Origin of the sequence: Thiocapsa sp. (assembly GCF_018399035.1) — a bacterium.
Classification (GTDB): domain Bacteria; phylum Pseudomonadota; class Gammaproteobacteria; order Chromatiales; family Chromatiaceae; genus Thiocapsa.
In genome coordinates, this window is the sequence record NZ_CP073760.1 from 2,379,050 (window position 1) to 2,404,411 (window position 25,362).

A 25,362-nucleotide genomic window follows, 5' to 3' on the forward strand; every position below is an offset into this window, starting at 1 on the left:
TGATCGTCCGTTTTCATGCCGTAGACACTAGCGAGTCTGGTATGAATTGTTCATCGAAACGAGCTGAAACGGGAGGTGTGTACCCTATCAAGGTTCGCAATTGATGCGTTTTAGATGTCTTAAGATTTCACAATATATACATTATTGTATACTCTTGGAATGAGGATCGAGTGGCGCAACAAGGCCCGCAAACAGCTCAAGAAGCTGCGCAACCCGCAAGCGGTCGAGCGGATCCTGTCGGCCGTCGAGGATTTCGCTGACGGGCGGCCTTGCGACGTAAAGGCCCTGATCAATCACGCCTACAGCCATCGGCTGCGGGTGGGGGAGTTTCGGGTGTTGATGACGGTGCAGAGCGTCGTCGAGATCTGTTGGGTCGAGGAGGTCAAGAAGCGCGATGAACGCACCTACTGAGGTACAGATCATTCACCACGACGGCAAGCCGGCGTTTGCCGTGCTGCCGATGGCGCAGTACGAGGCGCTGCTGACCCGCCAAGGCGAGAAACGCTCCACCCTGCCGCATGAGGTGGTCAAGCTGAATGTGCTTCAGGGCTACAGCCTGCTCAAGGCGTGGCGCCGCTGGCTGGGTTGGAGCCAGCGCGAGTTGGCCCGCCGCGCCGGGGTCACGCAGGCGCAGGTCGCACGGTTCGAGTCGGGCAAGGGCATCCCCCGCGCCGACACGCTGCTGCGCCTCTCCAACGCGATGGACGTCATGGCGGATCTGCTGTGGGAGGGCGAAGCGGACGATGACGACGGCTGATGTCATCCTCACCCCGTGACTCGGGTCGCTCGACCTGCCGCTGTGGAAAGATCGTGCAGCGGGTCTTTGCAAAGCGCACGCATCGATGCACAGGCCAAGGCGCGTCACTTTAGCCGCTCGGCGTTCCTGTCTCGTGACACCGATTCCTGTTCTCGTGACACCGCTCTGCGGTGTCACGAATCCCTTGGCGCTCCGCGCCACGTGCAACAGCACACAATAAAACAACAGATCGTGTAGAGCGCAGGGAAACACAATCTTCTCGGCAGGCCAATGGCTCGGACACGCTACCGTTTCGCCTCGCAGGATCACCCACATTTCTTGACGTGCACCGTCGTCGAGTGGCTGTCCATCTTCACTCGACCCGAAACCGTGCAAGTAGTGTTCGACTCTTGGTCGTACCTGCAGAAGCATGCCGAGCTTCGCATCTACGGCTTTGTCGTGCTGGAAAACCACCTGCATGCCGTCGCTCAAGCGCCGAACCTGCCGGATGTGTGGAAGCGCTTCAAATCCTACTCGGCCAGAAAACTCATTGATTTGCTTGAGGAGAAGGGGGCAAGACGGCTGCTGGATCGCATGGGGTTCACGTTCAAGGCGAGGCGCAGTGATCGCTCGTATCAGCTCTGGCAAGAGGGATCCCATCCGGAATGCATCGAGGGGGACGTCATGCTGCGGCAGAAGCTGGAGTACATTCACAACAATCCGGTCAAGAGGGGTTTTGTGGATGATCCGGAGCATTGGCGCTGGTCGAGCGCGCGCTGTTATGCCGGGCGCGCGGGGTTGATTGATGTCTTCAGGGATTGGTGATCCGTTCTCGGACGGGGCGCGGAGCGCCAATCGACGCGTGACACCGCAGAGCGGTGTCACGAGTTAATTCAGCGGCTTGTGCCGCGGATTTCAGCGGCATCTGATACCCAGCCCTCCCATACAGTGCCGCGCTCCGCAAAGATCGCGAGGACGCCGGTGGGCTCATTTCCGATCCCGTATCGGGACAGAAAATAGAGCGCCGTATGCCGCCGTCGTTCACCGCATCGGAGAGTCAGTCGCCCGGCATCCGCGGCGGCGCGGTGCGCCGGATGAGTGCGATATCGTCGTCGCTCAGGCGGTACGCCTGATTCACCAGAGCGGAGAGGCGGCGTTCGAGTGCGCGGATCTCGGCGGCGCGCTGTTGCATGGGACCGGCGTAGCGGGCGTGGGTGTCGGTCGGGTCTCGTTCGACAGGGGGCCGGGCTGGCCGGTGCGATGCCGGGCCTCGATCTGCGCATGACGCTCGGCCAGCCAGCCGCCGATGGTCCGTGCGACCATGAAGCGGGTGATCAGGTCCGGTGCGATAGAGCCGCAGCTCGATGAAGTTGCTGACGATGACCCAGCGGCAGCCGTCGACCTTGGCGGCATAGCCGAACGCCTGCTCCACCGGCGTGAGCTTGCCGTAGCCGGCGCCCTGCTTGGCGTCGAGATCCGCGCCCGGCGCCTTCAGCTCCAGGACTGCGCGGGTGAGATCCACGGTGGACCCGAACCAGCCGAGACGGGCATCCGGAGGCCGATAGCCCTTCACCGTCCCGGAGCTGGTCTCGGGTTCCCTGTGGTGCGCGCCCTCGGCGCCGACGAGCTGGCGAAAGCCGAGCAGCCGGTCCATCACCTCGCTGAGAAACTGGCCTTGCAGGGGTTTTTCCTTCCGGCCCAGAAGGCGCGACCGGCGCTAGCGTTGCGGCCTGTCTCGACATTGCATCACATGGCCTCTCGTCGTACAGTAACCTGTACAGTAGCGAGGGGCAATCCGATGAATACCATGACCTATACCGAGATCCGACGCAGGCTGGCCGAGACGATGGAACGGGTCTGCGACGACCATGCCCCGATCATTGTCACCCGGAAAAATTCTCGCTCGGTGGTCATGATGTCGCTGGAAGACTTCGAGGCCCTCGAAGAAACCGCTTACCTCTTGCGCAGCCCGACCAATGCGCGCCGCCTCCTGGAGTCGATTGCGGAGCTCGAAGCCGGCGGCGGCGCCGAGCGAGCGCTCGCGGAATGAGGCACTACCGACTCCTGCGTGGAGAGATCCCGAGATGCGTTTTTTCAACACCGAAGGTCCGATTCGCTCGGAGGATCATTACAGTCTGCCGCCCTTGAGTCGGTGGGATCTCGACGAGATTCTCCGCCTGATCGAGCAGAAGAAATACTTTCTGCTCCATGCACCGCGCCAGACCGGCAAGACCACCTGCCTGCTGGCGCTGGCCGAGCATCTGAACCGGGCGGGGCAGTATCGCGCCGTCTATGCCAATCTGGAGATCGCCCAGACCGCGCGCGAGGATGTGGCACGCGGTATGCGCGCCATCTGCGGGGCCATCGGCGGCGCGGCGCGGCGTTATCTGGGCGAGGAGCGGCTGTACGAATGGACCGAGGCGGTCTGGCCGGCACACGGAGCCGATGGTGTGCTGAACGCGTTGCTCGAGCGCTGGTGCCTTCACAGTCCTCAGCCGCTGGTGCTGCTGCTCGACGAGGTCGACGCGCTGGTCGGCGATACCCTGATCGCGCTGCTGCGCCAGTTGCGCGCCGGTTACACCCAGCGTCCGGAGGGCTTCCCGCAGACCGTGATCCTGTGCGGCGTGCGCGACCTGCGCGATTACCGCATCCACGCCAGCTCCGAGAACGCGCCCATCACCGGCGGCAGCGCCTTCAACATCAAAGCCAAGTCGCTACGGCTGGGCGACTTCACCGCCGATGAGGTGCGCACCTTACTGCTGGAGCATACCGCCGAGACCGGGCAGGTCTTCACCCCCGAGGCGCTGGACCGGGTGTGGGCGCTCACGCAAGGCCAGCCCTGGCTGGTCAACGCCCTGGCCTACCGTGCCTGCTTCGAGCTGCGCGAGGGCCGCGACCGCAGCCGTCCGATCAGGATCGAGCTCATCGACCAGGCCAAAGAGGCGATGATCCTGGAGCGCGTCACCCATCTCGATCAGCTTGCCCACAAATTGCAGGAACCGCGGGTACGCCGGGTGATCGAGCCGATGCTCGCCGGTACGTTGCCGGGCGAGGCCTCCGAGGATGATCGCCAGTACCTGATCGATCTGGGACTGCTGCGCCGCGACGGTTCGGGTGGACTGGTGGTCGCCAATCCGATCTACCGCGAAGTGCTGCCGCGCGCTCTGGCCAGCGGACCGCAGGACTCTCTGCCCCACATCGCTCCGACCTGGCTCAACGCCGACGGTACCCTTGATCCCGCCGCCCTGCTCGACGCCTTCCTCGCCTTCTGGCGCCAGCACGGACAGCCGCTGCTGGGCAGCGCCTCCTATCACGAGATTGCCCCGCATCTGGTGCTGATGGCCTTTCTGCATCGGGTCATCAACGGCGGCGGAACCCTGGAGCGCGAATACGCCATCGGCCTGGGGCGGATGGATCTCTGTCTGCGCTATGGCGCGGTGACCCTGGCGATGGAGCTCAAGGTCTGGCGCGACGGCGCCTCGGACCCGCTGGCGGAGGGGTTGATCCAACTGGACGGCTATCTGAGCGGGCTGGGGCTTGCGACCGGCTGGCTGGTGATCTTCGACCGGCGCGCCGATCAGCCGCCGATCGCCGAGCGTACATCCAGCCAGACGGTGACCGGCCCGCAGGGGCGAACCATCACGGTGGTGCGGGCTTGACCCTGAACCGCGTCTCACTGGGATCGAGGATATCTCCGAAGCCAAACGCACAATGAAAACGACGCATCTAAACCGCGCCCAGTGCGGTATGCGATGTTTTTGGATGGGATCGGCCCCGGCGGTTTTGACAAACGCTGGAGCCGGCGCGGTTTAAAGTATTAAAAAATATAAAATTTTAAACCGCGCCCCCCGCTAAGGGGCGTGGATTCACCAAACTTCGAACTCACTCGAAAGTGAGCATCTCGCTCTGGACGCGGTTTAGCTCCGGACGCGATTTAAGGCGATTTCCGGGAATGATCATCCCGGCCGTGCGTGTTGCCAATGCTTACCGGGCGACTAAAGTCGCCCCATGTTGGTCGATGCTTTCCCGGAAATCACCTAAACGCATGGTCGATCGGCGGAGCGCCAAGGGATGCGTGACACCGCGGAGCGGTGTCACGAGTCGGACTTCGATGTAAAGGCGTTCTCGAGACGACGCTCTGCCGACGGTTGCGGGTCTCGGGAGCCGCCATCTCACAGCGTCAAATCGATCCCCGACACCAGCACCCCGGGCAGCAGCGCGCTGTCGGTCGAGCGCCCGTCGTAGGTCTCGGCGGAGAGGAGCAGCTCGCGCTCCCGCGTCAGCCCCTCCAGACGATCGCCGAGCAGGTGGTAGAGGCTGTCGTCGAAGCGCATGACCTTCACCGGGGCAACGATCTCGCCGGCCTCGACCCAGTAGGTGCCGAAGCGGGTCATGCCGGTGACGCGGCAGTCGTTGGGATCGGACCAGTTGCAGTACCAGAGGTTGCCGATCCACAACCCCGTATCGAGTTGGCCCGGGACCTCGGAGGCGTCCAGCGTCCCCGCATCCAGGCCGAGCGAGCCGGGTGCATCGCTCGCGGCGTTGACCGGCTCGCCGTACTCCTTGCCCGAGCGTGCGTCGACCAGGCATCCGGCAAAGCGCCCGCCTTCGACCAATGCAACGCGCGGCGGCGTCGGAAAGCCCTCGGGCGTGAAGCGGGGTGCGAGACCGCGGTCGTGCTCTTCGCGGATCCCGATGCGCGGGTCGAAGGCGCGCTCGCCGCGCGCCATCTTGAGCAGCGGGGTCTGATGGGTACGGTGGCTCTTGAGATCGAACCCGCCCCAGGCGAGCATGCCCATCAGCTCGCCGACGGCGCTCGGCGCCAGATAGGCCCGGTAGCGCCCCGGCTCCAGGATGCGTGCCGGGCGGGACATGATGTGCAGCCCCTCGCGCATCGCCTCGAGCTTGCCGCGCAGGATCGCCGGATCCCAGTCGAACCCGCTGTAGGCGGATTTGACCGCCTTGTCCGCCTCCAGATAACAGCTCCAATCCAGGTTGAAGCTGGCGCTCGCATGCCAGTGGCGGTGCCCGATCGAGCTTGCGAGCCCCTCGGCGATCTCGCCGCTGGCCCAGATCCCGACCAGGTCCATCTCGTCGGCGGACGCGATGAGCTCGCCGATCGCCTCGGCGGCGTGCGGGAGTCGTGCGTCGCCGCACTGGTCGCTCTCGGACGGCTCGGTTGAATAACTCAGATAGGGATCGTCCGGGACGTGCGCCAGGCGCTCGCGCAGTCGGGCGAGCAACCGCCGCGCGCGGGCCTGATCCTCGGTCGAATCGCCGCTCAAATCACAGCCGCCTTCGACCTGTCGGGAGCCCTCGATCAGGGTCAAGTCCAAGGCGGTCGAGCCGACATGCCCGGCCTGACGGACCCGGTTGCGATTGAGTCGCACGAAGTCCGACGACTCGTTGGAGAGGTTGGAAAAGAGGATCTCGGCGCCGTGCAGATCGACGTTCAGACGCGCGGCCAAGGCGAAAAAGGCATCGGCGTTCATTCGCCACCTCCGAAGACCGCGACGTCCCGAAACAGACAGGGCGGCGTGGCATGACCGACATAGACCGATTGATTCGGCTCGCCCTTGCCGCAGTTGCACACCCCGCGGATCTCCAGGCTTTCCGGGCCGCCGACGCCGTCGAGGCTGCGCCAGAAGCTCGCCGAGATGCCGCGATAGCCGGGGTTGCGCACCAGCCCTTTGAGCTCACCGTCTTCGATCAGCCGACCCAGCTCGCAGCCGAACTGGAACTTGTTGCGGCTGTCGTCGATCGACCAGGAGCGGTTCGTGTCCATCAGCACACCCCGCTCCACCTGCGCGATTAGATCGGCGAGACTGCCCTCCCCCGGCTCCAGGTTGATGTTGCCCATGCGGTCGATCGGCGGGCGATCCCAACTGCTCGCGCGCGTGTTCGCCGTCCCGGGCAAGCCGGCGCGCGCTTGGGACAAGGCCCCGCCGAGCGGACGCTCCAGGATGCCGCGACGGATGAGATATTCACGCGCGGCGGGCGCACCCTCGTCGTCGGCGACACCCGAGACCAGCTCCATCGGCACGGTCGGATCGAAGGTGACGTTCAACAACTCCGAGCCGTAGCGGTAGCGACCGAACATGCCGGGCGTGACGAAGCTGGTGCCGGCATAGTTGCGCTCGTCGCCCAAGATGCGGTCGAGCTCCAGCGGATGGCCGATGCTCTCGTGGATCTGCAGCACCATCTGGCTCGGCAGCAGGACAAGGTCACGCGTGTCCGCCGGACATTCCGGGGCATCCAGAAGGGCAAGCGCCTCCTCGGCCACGCGCGGGGCGTCCTCGAGCAGACGCACGGCGACGATCCGCTCCAGACCGCCCTGCTGCGAGCCGTCCGAGCCGCCCCCATGCCTACGCTGAGTCTGGCTGCCTGCATTGGCCACCGCGACCAGGCCCGGATGCACATAATCCAGAACCTGCGAGACACGCCCGCCGTCGCTCGTGATCAAGAGCTGCGATACCCGGCGGCGCGCCAGCCAGGCCGACCAGTCGACGATCCGCTCGTCGATCGCCAAGGCGTCGTTGGCGGCCTGCAGGATGTCGAGCTTCTCCCCGATCGGCAGCGTCGACCAGGGCTCCTCGATCGGCGTGCGATAGTCCGCACGGGTGCTGCTGCGCGGATAGATTCCGGCCTCGAAGAGTCCGAGCCGGGCATGGACCTGCGCCCAGCCGGCCGCCCGCTCGGCCGCGGCGCGCAGCCCGGCGGCGCCGAGATCGCTGGTTGCGCCGTAGCCGATGCCGCCGCCCTTGACGAGGGTGACCATGGCGCCCGCGATCGATGTCAGTCGACTCGGCTCGACGACGCCCTGACGAACCTCCAAATGATCCTGCTCCTCCGCGACCAGACGCAGGGTCCAGTAGTCGCAGGCCGGAGCCGTGCTCAAGAACAGATCGGCGACGTCGCAAAGTTCGTCCATAAGGAGATCCTGCCGTATTGAATCGAATCGGGTCACTCTCGTCGAGCCGCGCTCCCGCTGTCAACCGTATGCCGAGCCCGACTCGCGACACGAACGATGCCGGCGATTCAGAGCGTGCCCCCGCTGCGGTCGCCCCGGCAGGAAGTCCGTTGCCCGATCCGATAGTGTTACCATCTGCATGGCAGCGTATGCGGGACGCCGGGATGCGACACGAGGCATGGGGTCCGCTCCAGCCGCGAGAAGCAGGGAATGCCTCATCGGGCGGGCACGAGGTTCGCGCTATTCTCTCCGACCAACCGAGCCCGCCGAGCGGTTTCACCATTCAATTGTCCTGTCGAGAATGATGCCTCAGCTCAATCGTCGGCGACCCAATCGCGGCTCCATCGGCCCGCTGCGCGCCGCGACGCAGAACCGCTTGGATCGCTTCACACTCCCGGGGCTCGGGCTTATCGGTGTCGGAACACTCGCGGCTGTCGGCGCACTGCTGTGGGATCTCCGAGCACAGGCGAGCGCGCTCGGGGCGGATCCGGGACTCTGGGCGGAGTTCGCGCGAACCAGCCTGCCGCAGCAGACCACACTCGTGATCGCGACAGTCGCCGTGTCCGCGGCGGCGTCGATCCTCTGGTCGTTACTGACGACCCGCCTGACCGGGCGCGAGATCGCCTTCCTGACGGAAAGCCGCGAGCGCAATCGAGCCATCATCGACAAGATGGCCGACGGAGCCGTCCACATCGACGCTGCGGGCCGCTTGGTCGCGATGAACCGCGCAGCGGAGACGATGTTCGGCTACACCTCGGAGGAGGTTCGCGGCAAACCCATGTCGATCCTCTTCGCCGAGCCTTATCGCAGCGAGTACCGGGAGCGGATCGGCGACGCACGAACCCTCGGCAAGACGGATGCGCTGACCGAGATCCGCGAGCTCGAAGGGATGCGCAAAGACGCCACCGGGTTTCCGCTCTACATCGCGATGAGCCGAGTGGATATCGGCAGCAGCCGCGTATTCACGGCGGTGGTGCGGGATCTCACCGCGACCCGTCGACAGATGGACGCGCTGGCCCGCGCGCGCGACGAGGCGATGTCCGCGGACCGCGCCAAAAGCGAATTCCTGGCGATGATGAGCCATGAGATTCGTACCCCGATGAACGGCGTCTTGGGCATGCTGGAGCTGCTGCGCGACAGCCAGCTCTCCCGCCAGCAGCAGGATTTCATCAACACCGCGGAGAAATCGGGCAGTCTGCTGCTGACGGTCATCAACGACATCCTGGACTTCTCCAAGATCGAGGCGGGCAAGCTCGACCTTCAGCAGATCGAGCTGGATCTGCGCAACGTCGTCGAAGAGGTCACCGGGCTGGTCGCAGCGGGCGTGCGCGAGCGCCCGATCGAGGTCGCAAGCTTCGTGCACCGGGACGTGCCCCGAGTCCTGACGGGCGACCCTTACCGCATCCGCCAAGTCCTTATGAACCTCATGGGAAATGCCGTGAAGTTCACCGCCTGCGGCGAGGTCGTGGTGCGTGTCACCCTGGATCACCCGACACAGGATGGCTGGCTGGTGCGATTCGAGGTCACGGATACCGGGATCGGGATCGATCCGCAGATACTCGCAACCCTCTTTCGTCCCTTTACCCAAGCCGACGCCTCGACGACCCGTCGCTTCGGGGGCACCGGCCTCGGACTGGTGATCTCCAAACGGCTCGCCGGCCTGATGGGCGGGGAGATCGGCGTCGAGAGTACGCCCGGTGTCGGCTCGACCTTCTGGTTCACCTTGGCTCTGACGGCCGCAACGCAGACACCGGATTACGAGGAGAGCGACCTGTGCGGCATACGCACGCTGATCGTCGACGACAACGCCACCAACCGCCTGATTCTGAAAAGCCATCTCGCGCGATGGGGCGCGCGCACCGAGTGCGCGGAAGACGGTTTGCAGGCATTGAAGGCATTGCAGCGGGGGCTCGAGCAGGATCGGCCGTTCGACCTGGCGATTCTGGACATGCAGATGCCGGGCATGGACGGGATCGAGCTTGCGCATCGCATCAAGGGCGACGATGCGCTCGGCGCGACCCGGCTGATCATGCTCAGCTCCCTCGGTTATCCGGGACCCGAGGCGCGTCGGGTCGGGATCGAGGTGACCCTGCTCAAACCGGTCCGCGAGATCTTGCTGCACGATGCCGCCGCCAAGGTCTTGGGGATGTCCCGACCGGATGCCGGGATCGTACCGGTTCCCCCGAAGCGCCCCACCCGGCGATTCGACGCACGGGTGCTGGTTGCCGAGGACAATGCCGTCAATCAGAAGGTCGTCACCATGATGTTGCACCGCTTCGGTATCGAGCCCGGAATCGCAGCCGATGGTCAGGCGGCCATCGAGGCCGTTGCGCACGAGCGGTTCGATCTGATCCTCATGGATATTCAGATGCCGAAGTTAAGCGGGCACGAGGCGACGCGCGACATCCGTGCAGCCGAGCAGGCTCGCGGCAACGGCGAGCATATCCCCATCGTCGCCATGACCGCAGGCGTCTCCGAGCGCGATCGCGAGGACTGTTCCGCCGCCGGGATGGACGACTTTATTTCGAAGCCCGCACAGATCGCCGAGCTCGAGGCCGTCCTGCTGCGCTGGCTCCCGGGCCATGTGATCGGACCGATCGGTCACCTCCCCGCGGCTGGATCCGTCCGGGCAGACGCCCTGTCGATGTAGGCCAACAGCGGCTCCGCCTCCTTCGCGCCTGTGCTACCGTTCGTCTCATCGCTCCGACTCCCCGACGAGACCTCCCCGACGAGACCTCCATGGCAACACGCTACCCTTTGATCCTGGTCGATGCCTCCGGGTATCTCTTCCGTGCCTATCACGCGCTGCCCAAACTGACCAACTCAAAAGGCGAGGCTACCGGGGCGCTGATGGGTGTCGTCAGTATGCTGCGCAAGCTCATCGACGAGCATCGACCCGACTACATCGGCGTGGTCTTCGACGCGCCCGGCAAGACCTTTCGCGACGACATCTATCCCGAATACAAGGCCAATCGGCCGGCCATGCCCGCCGAGCTGCGCGAGCAGATCCTGCCGCTGCAGGAGGTGATCCGGGCGATGGGGCTGCCGCTGCTGGTGATCCCGGACGTGGAGGCCGACGACGTCATCGGCACGCTCGCGACCCGCGCCGCGGCGCAGGGCATCCCGACGCTGGTCTCGACCGGGGACAAGGACATGGCGCAGCTCGTCGGAGAGCATGTCACGCTGGTCAACACCATGACGGACACGGTGCTGGATCCGGCGGGTGTCGCAGAGAAGTTCGGCGTGCCGCCCGAGCGCATCGTCGACTATCTGGCCCTGATGGGCGACAGCGTCGACAACATTCCCGGTGTACCCAAATGCGGGAAGAAGACGGCGGCCAAGTGGATCCTCGAATACGGGGATCTGGACGGGGTGATCGCCAACGCGCAGAAGATCACGGGCAAGGTCGGGGAGAATCTGCGCGCGGTGCTGGACCAATTGCCCCTGTCGCGCGCGCTCACGACCATCAAGCGGGATGTCGCGCTCGACCTCGAGCCCACGGATCTGCGCCCTGCCCCGCCGGATCGCGAGACCCTGCGCGGTTGGTACGAGCGCTTGGAGTCGCGCCGACTGCTCGCCACCCTGAAGGACGCGGCCCCCGGCGGCGCAGAGACGGATGTCCCGGATCCATCGACGGGGTCGAAGCCAATCCAGCACTACGAGGTCGTCCTCACCCGAGACGCCTTCGAGGCATGGATGGCTCGGATCGAATCCGCGGACCTCTTCGCCTTCGACACCGAAACGACCGACCTCGACTACATGCGCGCGGAGCTGGTGGGCCTCTCGGTGTCCGTCGAGCCGGGCGCGGCCGCCTATGTCCCGGTCGCCCATGTCTACCCTGGCGCGCCGGATCAACTGGATCGCCTGGAGGTGCTCGAACGGCTCAAACCCCTGCTGGAGGATCCCGACCGTCGCAAGGTCGGCCAAAACCTCAAGTACGACATGAGCGTCCTGGCCCGCTATGCCGTCGAGCTGCGCGGGATCGCCCACGACACCATGCTCGAGAGCTATGTCCTCGACAGCACGGCGACCCGTCACGACATGGACTCGCTGGCCAAGAAATATCTGGACCACGACACGGTCCACTTCGAGCACATCGCCGGCAAGGGCGCCAAACAGCTCACCTTCGATCAGATCCCGCTGGAGCAGGCCGGACACTATGCCGCCGAAGACGCGGATGTGACCCTGCGCCTGCATCGCGCACTCTGGCCCCGTTTGGAAGCCATCCCGAGCATGGCCGCTCTCTACCGGGAGATCGAGATCCCGCTGATCCCGATCCTCTCGCGCATGGAGCGCCACGGCGTGCGGATCGATCCGGACCTGCTCGCCGTGCAGAGCGCAGAGCTTGCCAAGCGGATCCAGGAGATCGAGATCCGGGCCTACGAGACCGCCGGGCGGCGCTTCAACATGGGATCGCCCAAGCAGATCGGGGCGATCTTTTTCGAGGAGCTGGGCCTGCCGGTGATCGCCAAGACACCGACCGGCGCGCCCTCGACCTCGGAGGCGGTGCTCGAGCAGCTCGCCGCCGACGGCCATGCGCTGCCGGACCTCATCCTGCAACACCGCAGCCTGTCGAAGCTCAAGTCCACCTACACCGACAAGCTCCGCCAGATGGTCAATCCGGACACCGGCCGGGTCCACACCTCCTATCATCAGGCGGTGGCCGCGACCGGCCGGCTCTCCTCGAGCGACCCGAACCTGCAGAACATCCCGATCCGCACCGACGAGGGTCGCCGGATCCGCCGCGCCTTCGTCGCCGAGCCGGGGAACCGCCTGCTCGCCGCCGACTACTCGCAGATCGAGCTGCGGATCATGGCCCATCTCTCGGGCGACGAACGGCTGCTCGCGGCCTTCGCGAGCGGTCTCGACATCCATCGCGCAACCGCCGCCGAGATCCTCGGGCTCGCACCCGAGGCGGTCACCGGGGAGCAGCGCCGCTCGGCCAAGGCGATCAACTTCGGACTCATCTACGGCATGTCCGCCTTCGGGCTCGCCAAGCAGCTCGGCATCGAGCGCGGTGCCGCACAGGAATACGTCGATCGTTATTTCCAGCGCTATCCGGGGGTCAAGGACTTCATGGAGCGCACCCGCGCCCAAGCGCGCGAGGACCGCTATGTCGAGACCCTGTTCGGGCGCCGACTCTATCTCGCCGAGATCGGGCACAGCAACCAGAACCGACGCGCCGCCGCCGAGCGGACCGCCATCAACGCCCCGATGCAGGGCACGGCCGCCGACATCATCAAACGCGCCATGATCGCGACGGATGATTGGATCCAATCCGAGCGGCCGCCGGTTCGGATGATCATGCAGGTGCACGACGAGCTGGTGTTCGAGATCGCCGCCGATGCGATCGAGACGGCCGGTGCGCGCATTCGCACAATGATGGAATCCGCTGCGGATCTGGCTGTTCCCTTGATTGTCGATATCGGGACGGGAGAGAACTGGGACGAGGCCCATTAAACCGCACCCGGTGCGGTATGCGATGTCTTTTGATGGGATCGGCCCCGGAAGACTTGACGAGCGTTGGAGTCGGCGCGGTTTAAAAGGTTAAAAAGTAGCGTTGCGGGTTAAACATCCGAGGAACTTACTCAAGTGCACCCGGTCGTATTTGTCGAGCGCATCGGGGTTGCCCATCCCCCCTGAGGGCGACCCCACATCCCGGCATCCCCAAGCCGGGGAAGCGATTACCCCGGAGTCCTCAACCCAGGACTCCGGGGGTTCTTTATCCGGGTTCCCGGATCACAAGAGTCTCAAAAGCATGCGGCGCGCTCGTGGCCGAATCCCCGACCGGGCCTTGACGCGTCATCAGGTTGACATGACTCCGCCTTAAACTCGCTAGACGGCTATTTTGCCGCGCGAGACGGGATGAACGGGAATGCTGCCGGCCGATATCACACTGATCCTTCCGACGCGCGACGAGGCCCACAATATCCGGCACTTTCTGGCATCCGTTCCCGCGCAGATCCAGCTCATCGTGGTGGATGCGAGCCGGGACGAGACGCCGGACCTGATCGAGAGCCTGCGACCCGAGCACACCCTCGTCCTGCGCGAACCCGGTTCCGTCACGCAAGCGAGACAACGGGGCGCCGATCTCGCACGGACCGACTGGCTGCTGTTCAGCGATGCCGATATCCTGTTTCCGCCGGGCTATTTCGATCAGCTCGCGGCCCTTTCCGGGAGTGCGGTGTATTACGGACCGAAGCTCTCCCGAGACCGCTTCCGCACCTATTACAAACGCATTGCACGCGCCCAAGCGCTCAGCCACGCCTGTGGAATACCGGCTGCGTCGGGCTCCAATCTCCTGATCCGGCGGGATGCGCTCGCGAGCGTGGGCGGTTTCGACCTGAGACTGACCTGCAACGAGGACTCGGAGGTCGTCTGGCGTCTTCGGCGCGCGGGTTTTCGGGTGTCGTTTCGGAAGGATCTAGTCGTTCATGCGACCGATCATCGGCGCATCGAGGGCAGCCGACTGCGCAAGACGCTGCATTCGATCACGCGCTGCATCCTACTCTACACACATCTGATGCCCGTGAAATATCGCACCTACGACTGGGGCTATTGGCAACATCGCGACGGCTGACGAAGACGGTTCCAACCTCGGCAAGGTTCATCGTTTCGTCACGCAACTTCAACCGATTCGTCAAGTCGAGCTTCTACTATCGGGCGAAACCGAAGATCAGGGGAGAGACAATCCAATGAACATCGAACGCCGCTATTGTGCTCGACACCCGATCGACCTTCATGTCTCGATCCGTTACCGCAAACGCCGCTTCATCTGCGCCCGAGGCTGCAATCTGTCCGATCAGGGCATGTTCCTCGAAGTCCGCAACCTCACCCTCCCGATCGGGATCCTGGTCGAGCTCGAGCTCGAATGTCTGGGCAAGGATTGGCTGATCCCGGCCATCGTGGTTCACCATCGCGGGTCCGGCATCGGCGTCATGTTCCGGGATCCTCAAGCTGCCCTTTACCGGGGTCTGACACGGGACATGACCCGGCAGCCGCCGCCACCGCAAGCCGCCGACCCGACCGGCCGTCAACCAAGCACACGCTGACCCGGACAACTCCGCCGCCGATCAGGCGTCTCGGAGACGGCTCAAGACGCGTAGACCAGCCCGGGCAACCAGGTCGCCAGCGCGGGCCAGAGCGCAAGAAGGCCAAGGACGAGCAACTGGATCAGGATAAAGGGCGCCACACCCTTGTAGATGTGGAGCGTGGTGATCTCGGGCGGGGCCACCCCGCGCAGGTAGAAGAGCGCGAAGCCGAAGGGCGGCGTAAGAAAGGAGGTCTGAAGATTGATGGCCATCATTACGCCGAGCCAGACCGGATCCAGCCCCATCGCGAGCAACACGGGACCCACGATCGGGACCACCACGAAGGTGATCTCGATGAAGTCCAGGATGAACCCCAGCAGGAACATCACCAGCATCACGAGCGCCACTGCACCGACGACCCCGCCGGGCAAGCCAGTGAGAAACTCGGTCACCAGATCGTCTCCGCCGAAACCGCGGAAGACCAACGAGAAGATCGCGGCACCGATGAAGATCAAAAACACCATGCTGGTGACCACGGTGGTCTGACGCACCACCTCGCGCAGGGTCGAGACATTCAGCCGACCGCGCGCCGCAGCCAGGATCAGTGCACCGACCGCACCGACCGATGCCGCCTCGGTGGGTGTCGCAAACCCGCCCAGGATCGACCCCAACACCGCCACCACCAGAAAAAGCGGCGGGATCAGGACCGAAACGACCCGCCAAGCCAACGCGGCACCGTCGATCGGTCGATCCTCGCGCGGCATCGCCGGTACCGCCTCGGGCCGAAACACCGCGACACCCACGATATAGAGAATATAGAGGCCGACCAGCATCAGCCCGGGCACCAAGGCGCCGACGAAGAGATCGCCGACCGACACGGTCTCGGGCGACCAGATACCCATCTCCAGTTGCGCCTGCTGGTAGGCCGAGGAGAGCACATCCCCGAGCAGCACCAGCACGATCGAGGGCGGGATGATCTGACCCAGGGTCCCCGACGCACAGATGGTCCCGGCCGCCAAGCTCGGCGAATAACCGCGGCGCATCATGATCGGCATGGAGAGAAGCCCCATGGTCACGACGGTGGCACCGACGATACCGGTGCTCGCCGCGAGCAGCATGCCGACCAGGGTCACCGAGATCCCGAGCCCGCCGCGCAGGGGCCCGAACAGCATCGCCATGGTGTCGAGCAGGCTCTCGGCGACCCGCGAGCGCTCGAGCATCACGCCCATGAAGACGAAGAGCGGGACCGCGATCAGCGTCTCGTTGGTCATGACGCCGTAGAGACGGTTGGGCAGCGCCTCGAGAAACGCGGGCTCGAACAGCCCGAAGACCTCGCCGATCAGCGCAAACGCGAGCGCCGTGCCGCCCAACGACAGGGCGACCGGGTATCCGGCCAGCAAGGTGATGACGACACCGACGAACAGCAGGACAGGCATCAGCTCATGCACGACCGATCTCCCTGTCGGAGGGCGGCAGCGCCTCCTCCATTCCGGCCAAGAAGAGCCCATTGCGCAGCGCGTTGGAGAGGCCCTGCGCCAACAGCAGGATCGGCATGATCAGGATCAGGGTCTTCAGCAGATAGACGGCCGGGAGGCCGCCCGCCTCGCGCGAGGCCTCCTGCACACGCCAGGATTCCGCGACGTAGGTCCAACCGAGCCAGATAATCAGTACGCACACGGGGATCAGCAGCAGGAGCGTGCCGATCAGATCCACCCGAGCACGCGCGCGACGCGAGAGACGCTCGTAGAGGATATCCACCCTCACATGTCCGTTGCGCCCCAGCGTGTAGGCGATGCCGAGCATGAAGAGGACGGAATGCATGTAGGTCACCGACTCCTGCAGCGCAATCGAGCCGATGTCGAAGGCATAGCGCAAGACCACCACTGTGAAGGTGACGAGCACCATCGCGAGCGAAAGCCAAGTCGCCCACTCGCCGATCCGTCGGACGACGGCGTCGATCCGATCGGCGAGACCAAGCAGGCGCGCCCGACCTCCCGGCCGGGGATCGTTGTTCATACGGGGCTCCAAGCGGCGGACTCACCGAGAAACAGGCGACTCGGGCGATGCACCGGATCCGCCCGAACGGCGTCACCACCTCGCATGCCCGCAGACTCGAGATCGTTACGTCATCCCGGACGCGACGCGATCCGACCTCAATTCCATTCGAACAGGACCCACTGCGGGATCGAGATGTTGTTCGCCGCGTTCTCCTGCATGTCCAGGATGCCGTCGCCGTTGGTGTCGAAGAGAAAGTAGGGCGGTCCGAACTGGGGTTGGATCCGGACCATATAGAGCACCCCGCGGATCCGGTACTCGTAGATCACATCGTCGCCGGATTCGATAATGGTGATCTCGGGCTCCACCGCCTCGCCGGTGATCGGAGACGGAATCACCGTCGGCGCCTCCAGAAAGCCACCGCCGGCAGCCGACGGTTGCTCCTCTTGCGCGTACGCCGTCCCGAGGCAGAGCAGCAGCGGGATCGTCAGCAGGATCGTTCTCGTCACGGGGCCACCATCTCACCGTCGATTGAAAGACCTGCATGGTAGTACGAACGCACCCGGATTGCCTCATCCGGACACGTACTCCACCAGGGCCGATCGGGTATCTTTGACGGCCCGAACCGGAGGCAACCTCGCGCGCTACGCCGACCGGGTCGCCTTCACGCCACAGGACCCCGCATGACCGGACTCAACCCCCGACAACTCGAGGCGGTGCACTACACCGCCGGGCCGCTCCTGGTCCTGGCCGGCGCCGGATCCGGCAAGACCCGCGTGATCACCCGCAAGATCGCCCACCTCATCGGTCAAGGCGGGATCTCGCCGCGCCACATCTGTGCCCTCACCTTCACCAACAAGGCCGCGCGCGAGATGCGCGAGCGCGTCGGCAGCCGGATCAAGGGCGCCGAGACGCGCGGCCTGACCATCTCCACCTTCCATCGGCTGGGCCTCGACATGCTGCGTCGATACCCGGAACCCGCCGGGCTGCGCCCGCGCTTCTCGCTCCTCGACGCCCAAGACGCCGAGGCGCTGATCAAGGAGCATCTGCGCCACACCAGGGGCGGCGACGCCTTCAGCCCGGCGGCGATCCAACACCGCATCTCGCGCTGGAAGAACGACCTGGTCGACCCCGCGCAGGCCGGAAGCCTGGCCGAGGACGACTTCGAGGCCCGACTCGCCGCGTTCTACGCCGACTACGAGCGCAGTCTGCGTGCCTACAACGCAGTCGATTTCGACGACCTTATCCTGCGCCCGGCACGGATGCTCGCCGAGCACCCGGAGCTGCGCGAGACCTGGCAAGGGCGGATCCGCTATCTCTTGGTCGACGAATACCAGGACACCAACGGGGCGCAATACGACCTGGTCCGCCGGCTCGTCGGACCGCGCGCGGCCTTCACCGTGGTCGGCGACGACGACCAATCCATCTACGCCTGGCGCGGCGCACGGCCCGAAAATCTGGCCCGGCTGCAGACCGACTATCCCCATCTGAAGGTCATCATGCTGGAGCAGAACTACCGCTCCAGCGCACGCATCCTCGGACTCGCCAATACCCTGATCGCGAACAACCCGCACGTCTTCGAGAAGCGCCTCTGGAGCGAGCACGGCCCCGGCGAGCCGCCGCGCGTCCTGCACTGCAAGGACGAGGGCCACGAGGCCGAGCAGGTCGTCTCCGAGATCCTGCATCTGAAGTTTGCCGAAGCGGCCGAGTTCGGCGACATCGCCATCCTCTATCGCGGCAACCATCAGGCGCGCCCGTTCGAGAAGGCCCTGCGCGAGCACAACGTACCCTATGTCCTGAGCGGCGGGACCTCCTTCTTCTCCCGCGCCGAGGTGAAGGACCTCATGGCCTATCTGCGCCTGATCGCCAACCCGCAGGACGATGCCGCCTTCCTGCGCATCGTCAACACCCCGCGGCGCGAGATCGGTCCGACGACCCTGGAGAAACTCGCCAACTACGCCCGCGAGCGCGGCATCCATCTGCTGGAAGCCTGCGGCGAGCTGGGTCTCGGCGAACACCTGAGCGAGCGCCAACGCGAGCGCCTCCACGCCTTCACCGCGTTGGTCTCCGAGCATACCCGTCGCGGCGAAACCGACCCCGTCGGGACCATGCGCGCCCTGGTCGAGACGATCGACTACGCCGCCTGGTTGCGCGAGAACGCCTCCAGCCAGGCCGTCGCGGACCGCCGTTACGCCAACGTCACCGATCTGCTCGACTGGCTCGGCGCACTCAAGAAGGGCGAGCTGCAGGAGAAGACACTCGCCGAGATGGCAACCCATCTCACCCTGATGGACGTCATGGAGCGCCAGGACGAGGACGAAGGCGGCGACCGGGTCAGTCTCATGACCCTGCACGCCGCCAAGGGACTGGAATTCCCGCACGTCTTCCTCGTCGGCATGGAAGAGGAGCTGCTCCCGCACCGCACCAGCATCGAGGAAGAAACCATCGAGGAAGAACGTCGCCTCGCCTACGTCGGCATCACCCGCGCGCAACGCACACTCACCTTCACCCTCACCCGTCGGCGCAAACGCTACGGCGAGTGGGTGACCAGCGAGCCCAGCCGCTTCCTCGCCGAGCTGCCCAAGGATCAGCTGCGCTGGGACAATGCGCGCGACGAGACCCCCGAGAACCGCAAGGTTCGTGGCTTGAGCCATCTGCATGCACTCAAGGGCATGCTCGACGTCGATTAAACCGCGCCGGCTCCAGCGGTCGTCAAATCGGCCGGGGCCGATCCCATCCAAAAACATCGCCTACCGCGTGGGGCGCGGTTTAACCTCGGACGGGTCGACCAACGGCCGGACCCGACACAACCCGAGCGCAAGATCGGCATGGACGACCGCGGCGGATCGCAGTATCCTTCAGGGTCTTCGCCGAACCGGACCTCGGATTCCACATGGGATCGCAACACTCCGGACAGCGAGAATCCCCAAAGCGCCCGTAGCTCAGATGGATAGAGTACAGCCCTCCGAAGGCTGGGGTCACAGGTTCGAATCCTGTCGGGCGCGCCAAATCAACGCGTTACAAGTCCCTTCGTTTTGGTCTAAACCGCGCCCTGTGCGGTATGCGTCATTTGTTGGAGTGGCCGCGCCGGCTCCGACGACTGTCGGAGCCGGCGCGGTTTCAAGAAATAAAAAATATTAAATTCTAAACCGCGTCTCACTGGGATCGAGGATATCGCCGAAGCCAAGCGCACAATGAAAACGACGCATGTCGCTCTGGACGCGGTTTAGCGACAGAGGGCCAAGGATACGGGATCAGCAGACGCAGCGTCACCCGTTCCCAGCCCTTGGCGGCCAGGTCACCGGCATGACCGCGGCCCTGGAGACGGCGGCCGCCAACTTCGAGCTGGAGCGCCTGGCCAAGGCCGCCAACGGCGGGCCCATCAAGCGCCCGTCCGACGGCAAGGAGGTGAAGTCCGTCGCCTTCGTCCAGTGCGCCGGCCAGCGCTCGAGTGCGCCCGGCCACTTGCCCTATTGCTCGGGCTTCTGCTGCACCGAGTCCACATCGACATCTCCGTGGGGCAGATCGACGCCCTGCTCGGCGCTCACACCGGTGCGTTCCTGGCCGAGAAGGACCCGTTGCTCACCACCGCCTTGTCGGTCAGCCGCTGGATCACGGTCGACGATACCGGCGCTCGGCATCAGGGCCGCAACGGCGATGTCACGCAGATCGGCAACGACTGGTTCAGCTGGTTTGCCGGCACGTACAGCAAGAGCCGGATCAATTTCCTGCAGCTGTTGCAGGCCGGCGAGCGACGCTACAGCCTCAATGCCCATGCCTTGGAATACTGGTGCGAGGAGGGCCTGCCCGCGGCGCCGCGTCGGCAACTGCAGAGCCTGACCACGATCACGGGCACGCCCGCTTGGGAGGCGCATCTCGACGCCCTCGGGATCACGAGCGTGCGCCATCGGCGCATCGCCACCGAGGGAGCCCTGCTGGGCGGACTGATCGAGCAGGGGTTCTCCCTGGACTTGGCGATCATCAGCGACGGGGCCGGACAGTTCGCGATCCTGCTGCGTCCAAGTCCACGCGAGTCGCCTCCTCCCGAACGTCACCAAACGAATCCGGTTACCCGCTGATCCGCAACCCGGGCTTGAGAAAGCGCCGACCGGTTGCCGGCAACCCATGGATTCCGCCGCCCGGGTGCCGTTCGTCGCGCGCCGCGGCTACACTGCGGCATCCAAACACTGCGGTCTTGAGTCAGCGGTCGCGGTCGCGCCGTTCCTACGGCTCGCCGAGGACCGATGGCCCAGGCGAGACAAGGGTTTCATCCGCTTCGCGTTGGGCGATGAACGCGGCAATCGCCTGGACGCGGTCACGCGACGGGCCATTCAGGGTTTTGCCGTACGTCGACCATACCGTGCCCTACATGCTCAAACACTCCGACCTGTTCGACCCGCTTCCCGAGAAGTTTCACGATTCAGCCTTCCTGGACCGGATTCATGGCTATATACCCGGCTGGGAGGTGGACGTGATCCGTGGCGAGATGTTTTCCGATGGCTATGGCTTCGTCGTGGACTACCTGGCCGAGATCCTCAAATCCATGCGCAGCCACGACTTCTCCGACAGGTACCAGGGACTGTTCAGCCTCTCCGCCGACCTCTCGACCCGTGATCGCGACGGCATCAACAAGACCTTCTCCGGCCTGATGAAGATCCTCTTTCCCCATGGCGAAGCCACCGAGGCCGAGATTGAAGAGGTGCTGCGCTGCGCCGTCGAGGGGCGCAAACGGGTCAAGGATCAGCTGCTCCGAATCGACTCCACCTATCCGCCCGTGCGCTTCGCCTATTGCGGCCAGGACGGTAACGAGCGGCTGGTGCGCACGCTGGAGGAGGAGGAGTATCCCAACGCCTATCACCGCGCACTGACAACAGAGGGAGCGCCGGAGACCGGCACGTCGGCCGGCGCCGAGTCGGGCTTTGCGCCACGAGATCAGTCCGGCCCGAGCCCGAACTCGAGCCCGAACCCGAGCAGTTCGGCTGGAGTCGAGCCGGCGCTGAAGGAGCAGCACATCGCCTTCCAGGAGAACCAGCGTGGGATGACCTTCGACGCGCTCTTCGGCCCCTATCTCGCGGGCGCATCGCGCATCATCATCACCGACCCCTACCTGCGCGTCTTCCATCAGTTGCGCAACCTTATGGAGCTGCTGGAAACCATCAGCAAACGCAAGGCCATGGAAGACGAGGTCGCCGTGCACGTCGTGACCGTCGAGGACGAGAACAACGGCGATCGGCAGTGCGAGAATCTCCGGAAGATCACCGACGCCTGCGCCGCCATCGGCATCCAGTTCACCTGGGCGTTCGACACCAGCGGCACCAAGCATGATCGCGACATCACCACGGATCACGGCTGGAAGATCGTCCTCAGCCGCGGCCTCGACGTCTTTCAGCGCTTCGAGCTGAACGACGCCTTCAGCTTCAGCAACCGGCTGCAGCAACACCGCCAGTGCAAAGAGTTCAACGTGACCTTTGTTCGGATCGTGTAGACCAGGTCACATGCCCGACAACAGCGGCGCGCGGGTGGAGATGGTCGAGCCGGACCTGGCCCACGACCGCGAGGTCGATCCCCACGACACGCCGACGCCGCAGGACTCTGCCGCACGACTCGGCGCTCACATGATGGACTTCGTCGACTATCGAGGGGATCTGGTGAAAACCAAGCGGCTCGGCACGCATTGAGGCGAGGCCGCGCCGGGCATTTTTCGACCAGTGCACCAACTGCCCAACCCCGCCCGTCGCTTACCAAGGTATCGGCCATGACGGCCATGCCTTGGACAGTCCTTCCGCATCTTCGCTCAACGCAGCAGGCGATCCGCGCCGAAGTGCTCGACCTCATCCGGGTGGCGGATGACGTCCGGGTCTTTTCGGACGCGACGCGGCAGGGCGGCGAGCGGGACGTTCTCGGCGACGAAGCGCCGACCGATGGCATTGTTGTGGTAGTCCATGGCCCGCTCGTCCGGGGTATTGCCCGGCCGCAGCTCTTGGGCATCGGTGACCCTGGTTGCGAAGACCGACCCGAAGGTGCGGGTCAGCAGGAAGCTCCAGATCACATGGCGCATCGCATCCTTGAGCCAGACGTCATCCGGTGCGTACCGTGTCGCGAGCGCGCGCGCCCGATCGGTCAGCATCAGGATCACGGGCGCCCGCAGCGGGTAGAGCGAGACGATCTCGATCTGCTCGGGGACCAAATCCAGGCCCTTGGCCTGCGAGATCGCCCGGATGTCCTCTTCCCGGAACCGCAGCTTGAAGGTCTCTCCCGCGCGCTCGGTGTAGAGGTTGGCGACCCGGGCGACACCGTCGATGTCGAGGATGACCTCGCCGCTGAACGCGACCTCGCCGATCGCGTGATTCTCCAAGAACAGCGCCTTCAGCGTCCCGCGGATCGTCTTCGCGGCCTGTCGCGGGTCGCCCAGCGGAAGATCGCCGATCGCCAAGCGGACGTTGGAAAAGCGGTCGAACGGCAACTGCCGTGGGCGATCCGACGGAACGAGGCGAACCTCCAAGCCGGTGGCCTGAACGGCGCCGCGCAGGCTGAACGGGTGGGTCAGTCGCACCTCGAGTGTCGCAATGTCGAGCTGCGAGCGCAGCTGAATCCGATCCCGTGGGTTCAGATCGAGCCGAGCCTCCAGATCGCTCAACACGAGGCCGTTCAGCCACGGCGAGATCCGTAGGCCCGAGAAGGCGACATCGCCCAGCCCGATGCCGATCGGCTCCAAGCGGGCCTGCAAGGTCGGAAGTGCCTCGCGTGCGAGCGACGGCACCAACGCCGAGGTCAGGGTCCAGACCAAGGCCCACAGGCTCCCGATGAACAGCAGCAGGATGAGGGGGCGGTGTATGCGTAATGTCGACGAGTGACGATGCATGGTGAGGAGTTCGGCATGATGGGGCTCCGCGGGCGGGCGCCTCGGCGGGTGGCTAGCATACGTCACAATGCTCGAAGTATCCGTCACGCACCGTGAGCGCGGGCTTGATCGTAGCGTTACGCCAGGGCGTCGATGGCGGGGCGGTTGAGGCCGATCCCGCGAAGGATCAGCGCAGTTAACCAATCAACGGTTTCAAAAACAGATCGCGACTGTGGTCGGGGCGCATTTGGCCGGTCACGCCAGGGCGACCACGGAAAGAGCTGGCCGACACTGATCTGCTCAATCTGCCGATATGGCTCAGAAATCTTGATCTGTCCCTGGTATCCCCGGCGCGGGCGATGGCCGCGAACCGGCACGCGATCAGTCCGGCGAGCGTCCTTGGCCGGGCGCCGGCGCTGTTCCAGAGACAGGCCCGGGTTGGAAGGCGAGTATGACCGGGACCAGCACCGCCGCCACCATGCCGGCCGCGAAGCCGTTGTTGTAGAGGTTCAGGCCCCCGTGGGAGACAGAGCTGGTCAGGGCGACCGATGAGTGCAGGAAGCCCGCCGCGATGCCCCAGTGCCAGCCGAAGCGGCCGGCGATGGGGGCCAAGGTGGTGCCGAAGAGCGCGGCGAGCAGAAAGCCCGGGTCCATCGCGTCCAGTGGTTTCAGGAGCGACGCGAGCCAGATCCCCAGCATGGGGGGCCAGATGTTCCGCGGATGCTTGCCGAAGGCGGCGAATCCAACGATGGTGAAGATGCCGGCGATGGTGGGTCCATTGAGGTCCCCGCCGATCAGCAGCAGGTACCCGAGTCCCATCAGGCCGCACAGCCCCATGTTCACCAGCACCGCGCCGAGCCCAGCCCGGGCGAGAAAATCCGATGGCGACTGGCCGCTCTCGCCCAGGATGGCCTTGAGCCCCGAGAACGCCCTGCGGTCCAGGACTAACCCGGCCAGGATCTGCCCGACGAAGAGCAGGGCGAGCGCCGTACCGAGCAGCACGTCGTTACCTCCGGTCCAGACGATCACGGGCTCGGGGGCCAGTCCAAATGAGACGAAGAGCGCCACCAGCACCGTCCCCAGCATCCCAGCGGCGAACCCCATGTTGTAGAGATTGAATCCCTGGTGGACCTTGAAGAGCTGGGCTGCCACCGGGGGCAGGCAGAAGCCGACCGTGAGGCCGATGATCAGGGCCAGCGGCAGGGACTGGGTCCAGTGCAGGCTGGTGCTGAACAGGACCTCGGAGAAGACCGGGGCAAGGGCGCAGGCGAAGAAGGCGGCGGTGAGATGGTCGCCCAACGGCTCTCCGCGCAGGCGAGCGTAGAGGAGGGCGCCTGCCACGATGGGCCAGCAGTTGAGCAGGTTCTTGCCGAACAGCCCAAACCCCAGCAGCAGGAAGAGACTGGCCAGGGTGGCGCCGCTGACTCTGGCCCTGGTCACCAGGAAGCAGAGGCAGGCGAGCAGGGTCAGGAGCCCGGCGTTCAGGAAGGCCGGCCCCAATCCGCCGACCCCCAGATAGTCCGTGATCAGCGTGTCGCGGGCGGTCAAAATGGCCCCGAGGCCAGGGAGCAGCGTATCGAGCGGCCCCACAGCCAGCCCGAAGGCCACGAATGCCGCCGCGTGGACGGCGACGACCCCGATAAGGGCAAGGTCCGAGTGCTGGACCTTCGCAGCGCCTGCCCCCGGCCGGGGACTCGTCATGCTCACCGGGGCCATGACCGGCGCGCCGGAAGCACGATGGGGACGACCAGCACGGCGTTGGCTATGGCCACAACACAGAGCCTGAGGG

The 25,362-nt window shown here is 65.1% G+C and carries 21 protein-coding genes and 1 tRNA gene; 14 read left to right on the top strand and 8 right to left on the bottom strand.

Translation table 11 applies throughout. The features are described from left to right. Positions 1–159 precede the first annotated feature (159 nt). From KFB96_RS10845 to KFB96_RS10855, 3 genes are all read left to right on the top strand, one after another. Complete coding sequence (locus KFB96_RS10845) at positions 160–411, top strand: type II toxin-antitoxin system RelE/ParE family toxin (RefSeq protein WP_213461672.1); 252 nt, start codon at positions 160–162, stop codon at positions 409–411. Further along, a complete protein-coding gene (locus KFB96_RS10850; RefSeq protein ID WP_213461670.1) occupies positions 395–757 on the top strand; it encodes a helix-turn-helix transcriptional regulator in 363 nt (120 codons plus the stop codon). The genes KFB96_RS10845 and KFB96_RS10850 overlap by 17 nt, the downstream gene beginning before the upstream one ends. A gap of 318 nt (positions 758–1,075) precedes the next feature. Beyond that, positions 1,076–1,561, top strand: a complete 486-nt coding sequence (locus tag KFB96_RS10855; RefSeq protein ID WP_300971571.1) for a transposase — start codon at positions 1,076–1,078, stop codon at positions 1,559–1,561. Positions 1,562–1,793: 232 nt separating this feature from the next. Here the strand turns inward: KFB96_RS10855 and KFB96_RS10860 are convergent, their stop codons facing one another. Then, complete coding sequence (locus KFB96_RS10860) at positions 1,794–2,390, bottom strand: hypothetical protein (protein WP_213461666.1); 597 nt, start codon at positions 2,388–2,390, stop codon at positions 1,794–1,796. 144 nt (positions 2,391–2,534) lie between these two features. Here KFB96_RS10860 and KFB96_RS10865 point away from each other — a divergent pair, with 144 nt between their 5' ends. After that, positions 2,535–2,786 (top strand): type II toxin-antitoxin system Phd/YefM family antitoxin, encoded by a 252-nt coding sequence (locus KFB96_RS10865; protein WP_213461664.1) that lies wholly within the window; start codon positions 2,535–2,537, stop codon positions 2,784–2,786. A 34-nt stretch (positions 2,787–2,820) separates the two neighbouring features. Further along, positions 2,821–4,395: an ATP-binding protein gene (locus KFB96_RS10870; RefSeq protein WP_213461662.1), complete on the top strand. Its 1,575-nt coding sequence runs from the start codon at positions 2,821–2,823 to the stop codon at positions 4,393–4,395. Positions 4,396–4,908: 513 nt separating this feature from the next. Here the strand turns inward: KFB96_RS10870 and KFB96_RS10875 are convergent. Next, positions 4,909–6,228 carry a metallopeptidase TldD-related protein gene (locus KFB96_RS10875; protein WP_213461660.1) on the bottom strand — a complete coding sequence of 440 codons (1,320 nt, stop codon included), beginning with the start codon at positions 6,226–6,228 and terminating at the stop codon, positions 4,909–4,911. Then, complete coding sequence (locus KFB96_RS10880) at positions 6,225–7,667, bottom strand: TldD/PmbA family protein (protein ID WP_213465239.1); 1,443 nt, start codon at positions 7,665–7,667, stop codon at positions 6,225–6,227. Before KFB96_RS10880 ends, KFB96_RS10875 begins: the two co-directional genes overlap by 4 nt. Before the next feature lie 343 nt (positions 7,668–8,010). Here KFB96_RS10880 and KFB96_RS10885 point away from each other — a divergent pair, with 343 nt between their 5' ends. The 4 genes from KFB96_RS10885 (at position 8,011) to KFB96_RS10900 (ending at position 14,758) form a co-directional block, all read left to right on the top strand. Continuing rightward, entirely contained in the window at positions 8,011–10,356 is a 2,346-nt protein-coding gene (locus KFB96_RS10885) for a response regulator (protein ID WP_213461659.1), read from the top strand. An 89-nt stretch (positions 10,357–10,445) separates the two neighbouring features. Then, a complete protein-coding gene (gene polA / locus KFB96_RS10890) occupies positions 10,446–13,166 on the top strand; it encodes a DNA polymerase I (RefSeq protein ID WP_213461658.1) in 2,721 nt (906 codons plus the stop codon). Between the two features lie 415 nt (positions 13,167–13,581). Further along, the gene (locus KFB96_RS10895) at positions 13,582–14,286 is read left to right on the top strand and encodes a glycosyltransferase (RefSeq protein WP_213461657.1); all 705 of its coding nucleotides are present in this window, start codon (positions 13,582–13,584) and stop codon (positions 14,284–14,286) included. A gap of 115 nt (positions 14,287–14,401) precedes the next feature. Continuing rightward, positions 14,402–14,758, top strand: a complete 357-nt coding sequence (locus tag KFB96_RS10900; RefSeq protein ID WP_213461656.1) for a PilZ domain-containing protein — start codon at positions 14,402–14,404, stop codon at positions 14,756–14,758. Between the two features lie 41 nt (positions 14,759–14,799). On the opposite strand, the gene KFB96_RS10905 is transcribed toward KFB96_RS10900, so the two are convergent. The 3 genes from KFB96_RS10905 to KFB96_RS10915 all read right to left on the bottom strand — a co-directional run bounded on the left by KFB96_RS10905 (position 14,800) and on the right by KFB96_RS10915 (position 17,241). Next, positions 14,800–16,185, bottom strand: a complete 1,386-nt coding sequence (locus KFB96_RS10905) for a TRAP transporter large permease subunit (RefSeq protein WP_213461655.1) — start codon at positions 16,183–16,185, stop codon at positions 14,800–14,802. Further along, positions 16,178–16,753 carry a TRAP transporter small permease subunit gene (locus KFB96_RS10910; RefSeq protein WP_213461654.1) on the bottom strand — a complete coding sequence of 192 codons (576 nt, stop codon included), beginning with the start codon at positions 16,751–16,753 and terminating at the stop codon, positions 16,178–16,180. Before KFB96_RS10910 ends, KFB96_RS10905 begins: the two co-directional genes overlap by 8 nt. A gap of 137 nt (positions 16,754–16,890) precedes the next feature. Beyond that, positions 16,891–17,241 carry a DUF2782 domain-containing protein gene (locus KFB96_RS10915; protein WP_213461653.1) on the bottom strand — a complete coding sequence of 117 codons (351 nt, stop codon included), beginning with the start codon at positions 17,239–17,241 and terminating at the stop codon, positions 16,891–16,893. A 174-nt stretch (positions 17,242–17,415) separates the two neighbouring features. Between KFB96_RS10915 and KFB96_RS10920 the strand changes: the two genes are divergently transcribed. From KFB96_RS10920 to KFB96_RS10940, 5 genes are all read left to right on the top strand, one after another. Further along, complete coding sequence (locus KFB96_RS10920) at positions 17,416–19,422, top strand: UvrD-helicase domain-containing protein (RefSeq protein ID WP_213461652.1); 2,007 nt, start codon at positions 17,416–17,418, stop codon at positions 19,420–19,422. 241 nt (positions 19,423–19,663) lie between these two features. Beyond that, positions 19,664–19,740 (top strand) — tRNA-Arg (locus tag KFB96_RS10925). Between the two features lie 507 nt (positions 19,741–20,247). Further along, positions 20,248–20,811 (top strand): hypothetical protein, encoded by a 564-nt coding sequence (locus KFB96_RS10930; protein ID WP_213461650.1) that lies wholly within the window; start codon positions 20,248–20,250, stop codon positions 20,809–20,811. A gap of 209 nt (positions 20,812–21,020) precedes the next feature. Continuing rightward, the gene (locus KFB96_RS10935) at positions 21,021–22,217 is read left to right on the top strand and encodes a BREX system Lon protease-like protein BrxL (RefSeq protein WP_213465241.1); all 1,197 of its coding nucleotides are present in this window, start codon (positions 21,021–21,023) and stop codon (positions 22,215–22,217) included. Positions 22,218–22,227: 10 nt separating this feature from the next. After that, positions 22,228–22,410: a hypothetical protein gene (locus KFB96_RS10940; RefSeq protein ID WP_213461646.1), complete on the top strand. Its 183-nt coding sequence runs from the start codon at positions 22,228–22,230 to the stop codon at positions 22,408–22,410. 116 nt (positions 22,411–22,526) lie between these two features. Here the strand turns inward: KFB96_RS10940 and KFB96_RS10945 are convergent, their stop codons facing one another. Next, positions 22,527–23,594, bottom strand: coding sequence for a hypothetical protein (locus tag KFB96_RS10945; protein WP_213461645.1), 1,068 nt, complete (start codon positions 23,592–23,594; stop codon positions 22,527–22,529). Positions 23,595–23,954: 360 nt separating this feature from the next. After that, entirely contained in the window at positions 23,955–25,274 is a 1,320-nt protein-coding gene (locus KFB96_RS10950; protein WP_300971572.1) for a DUF1576 domain-containing protein, read from the bottom strand. Positions 25,275–25,362: the final 88 nt, after the last annotated feature.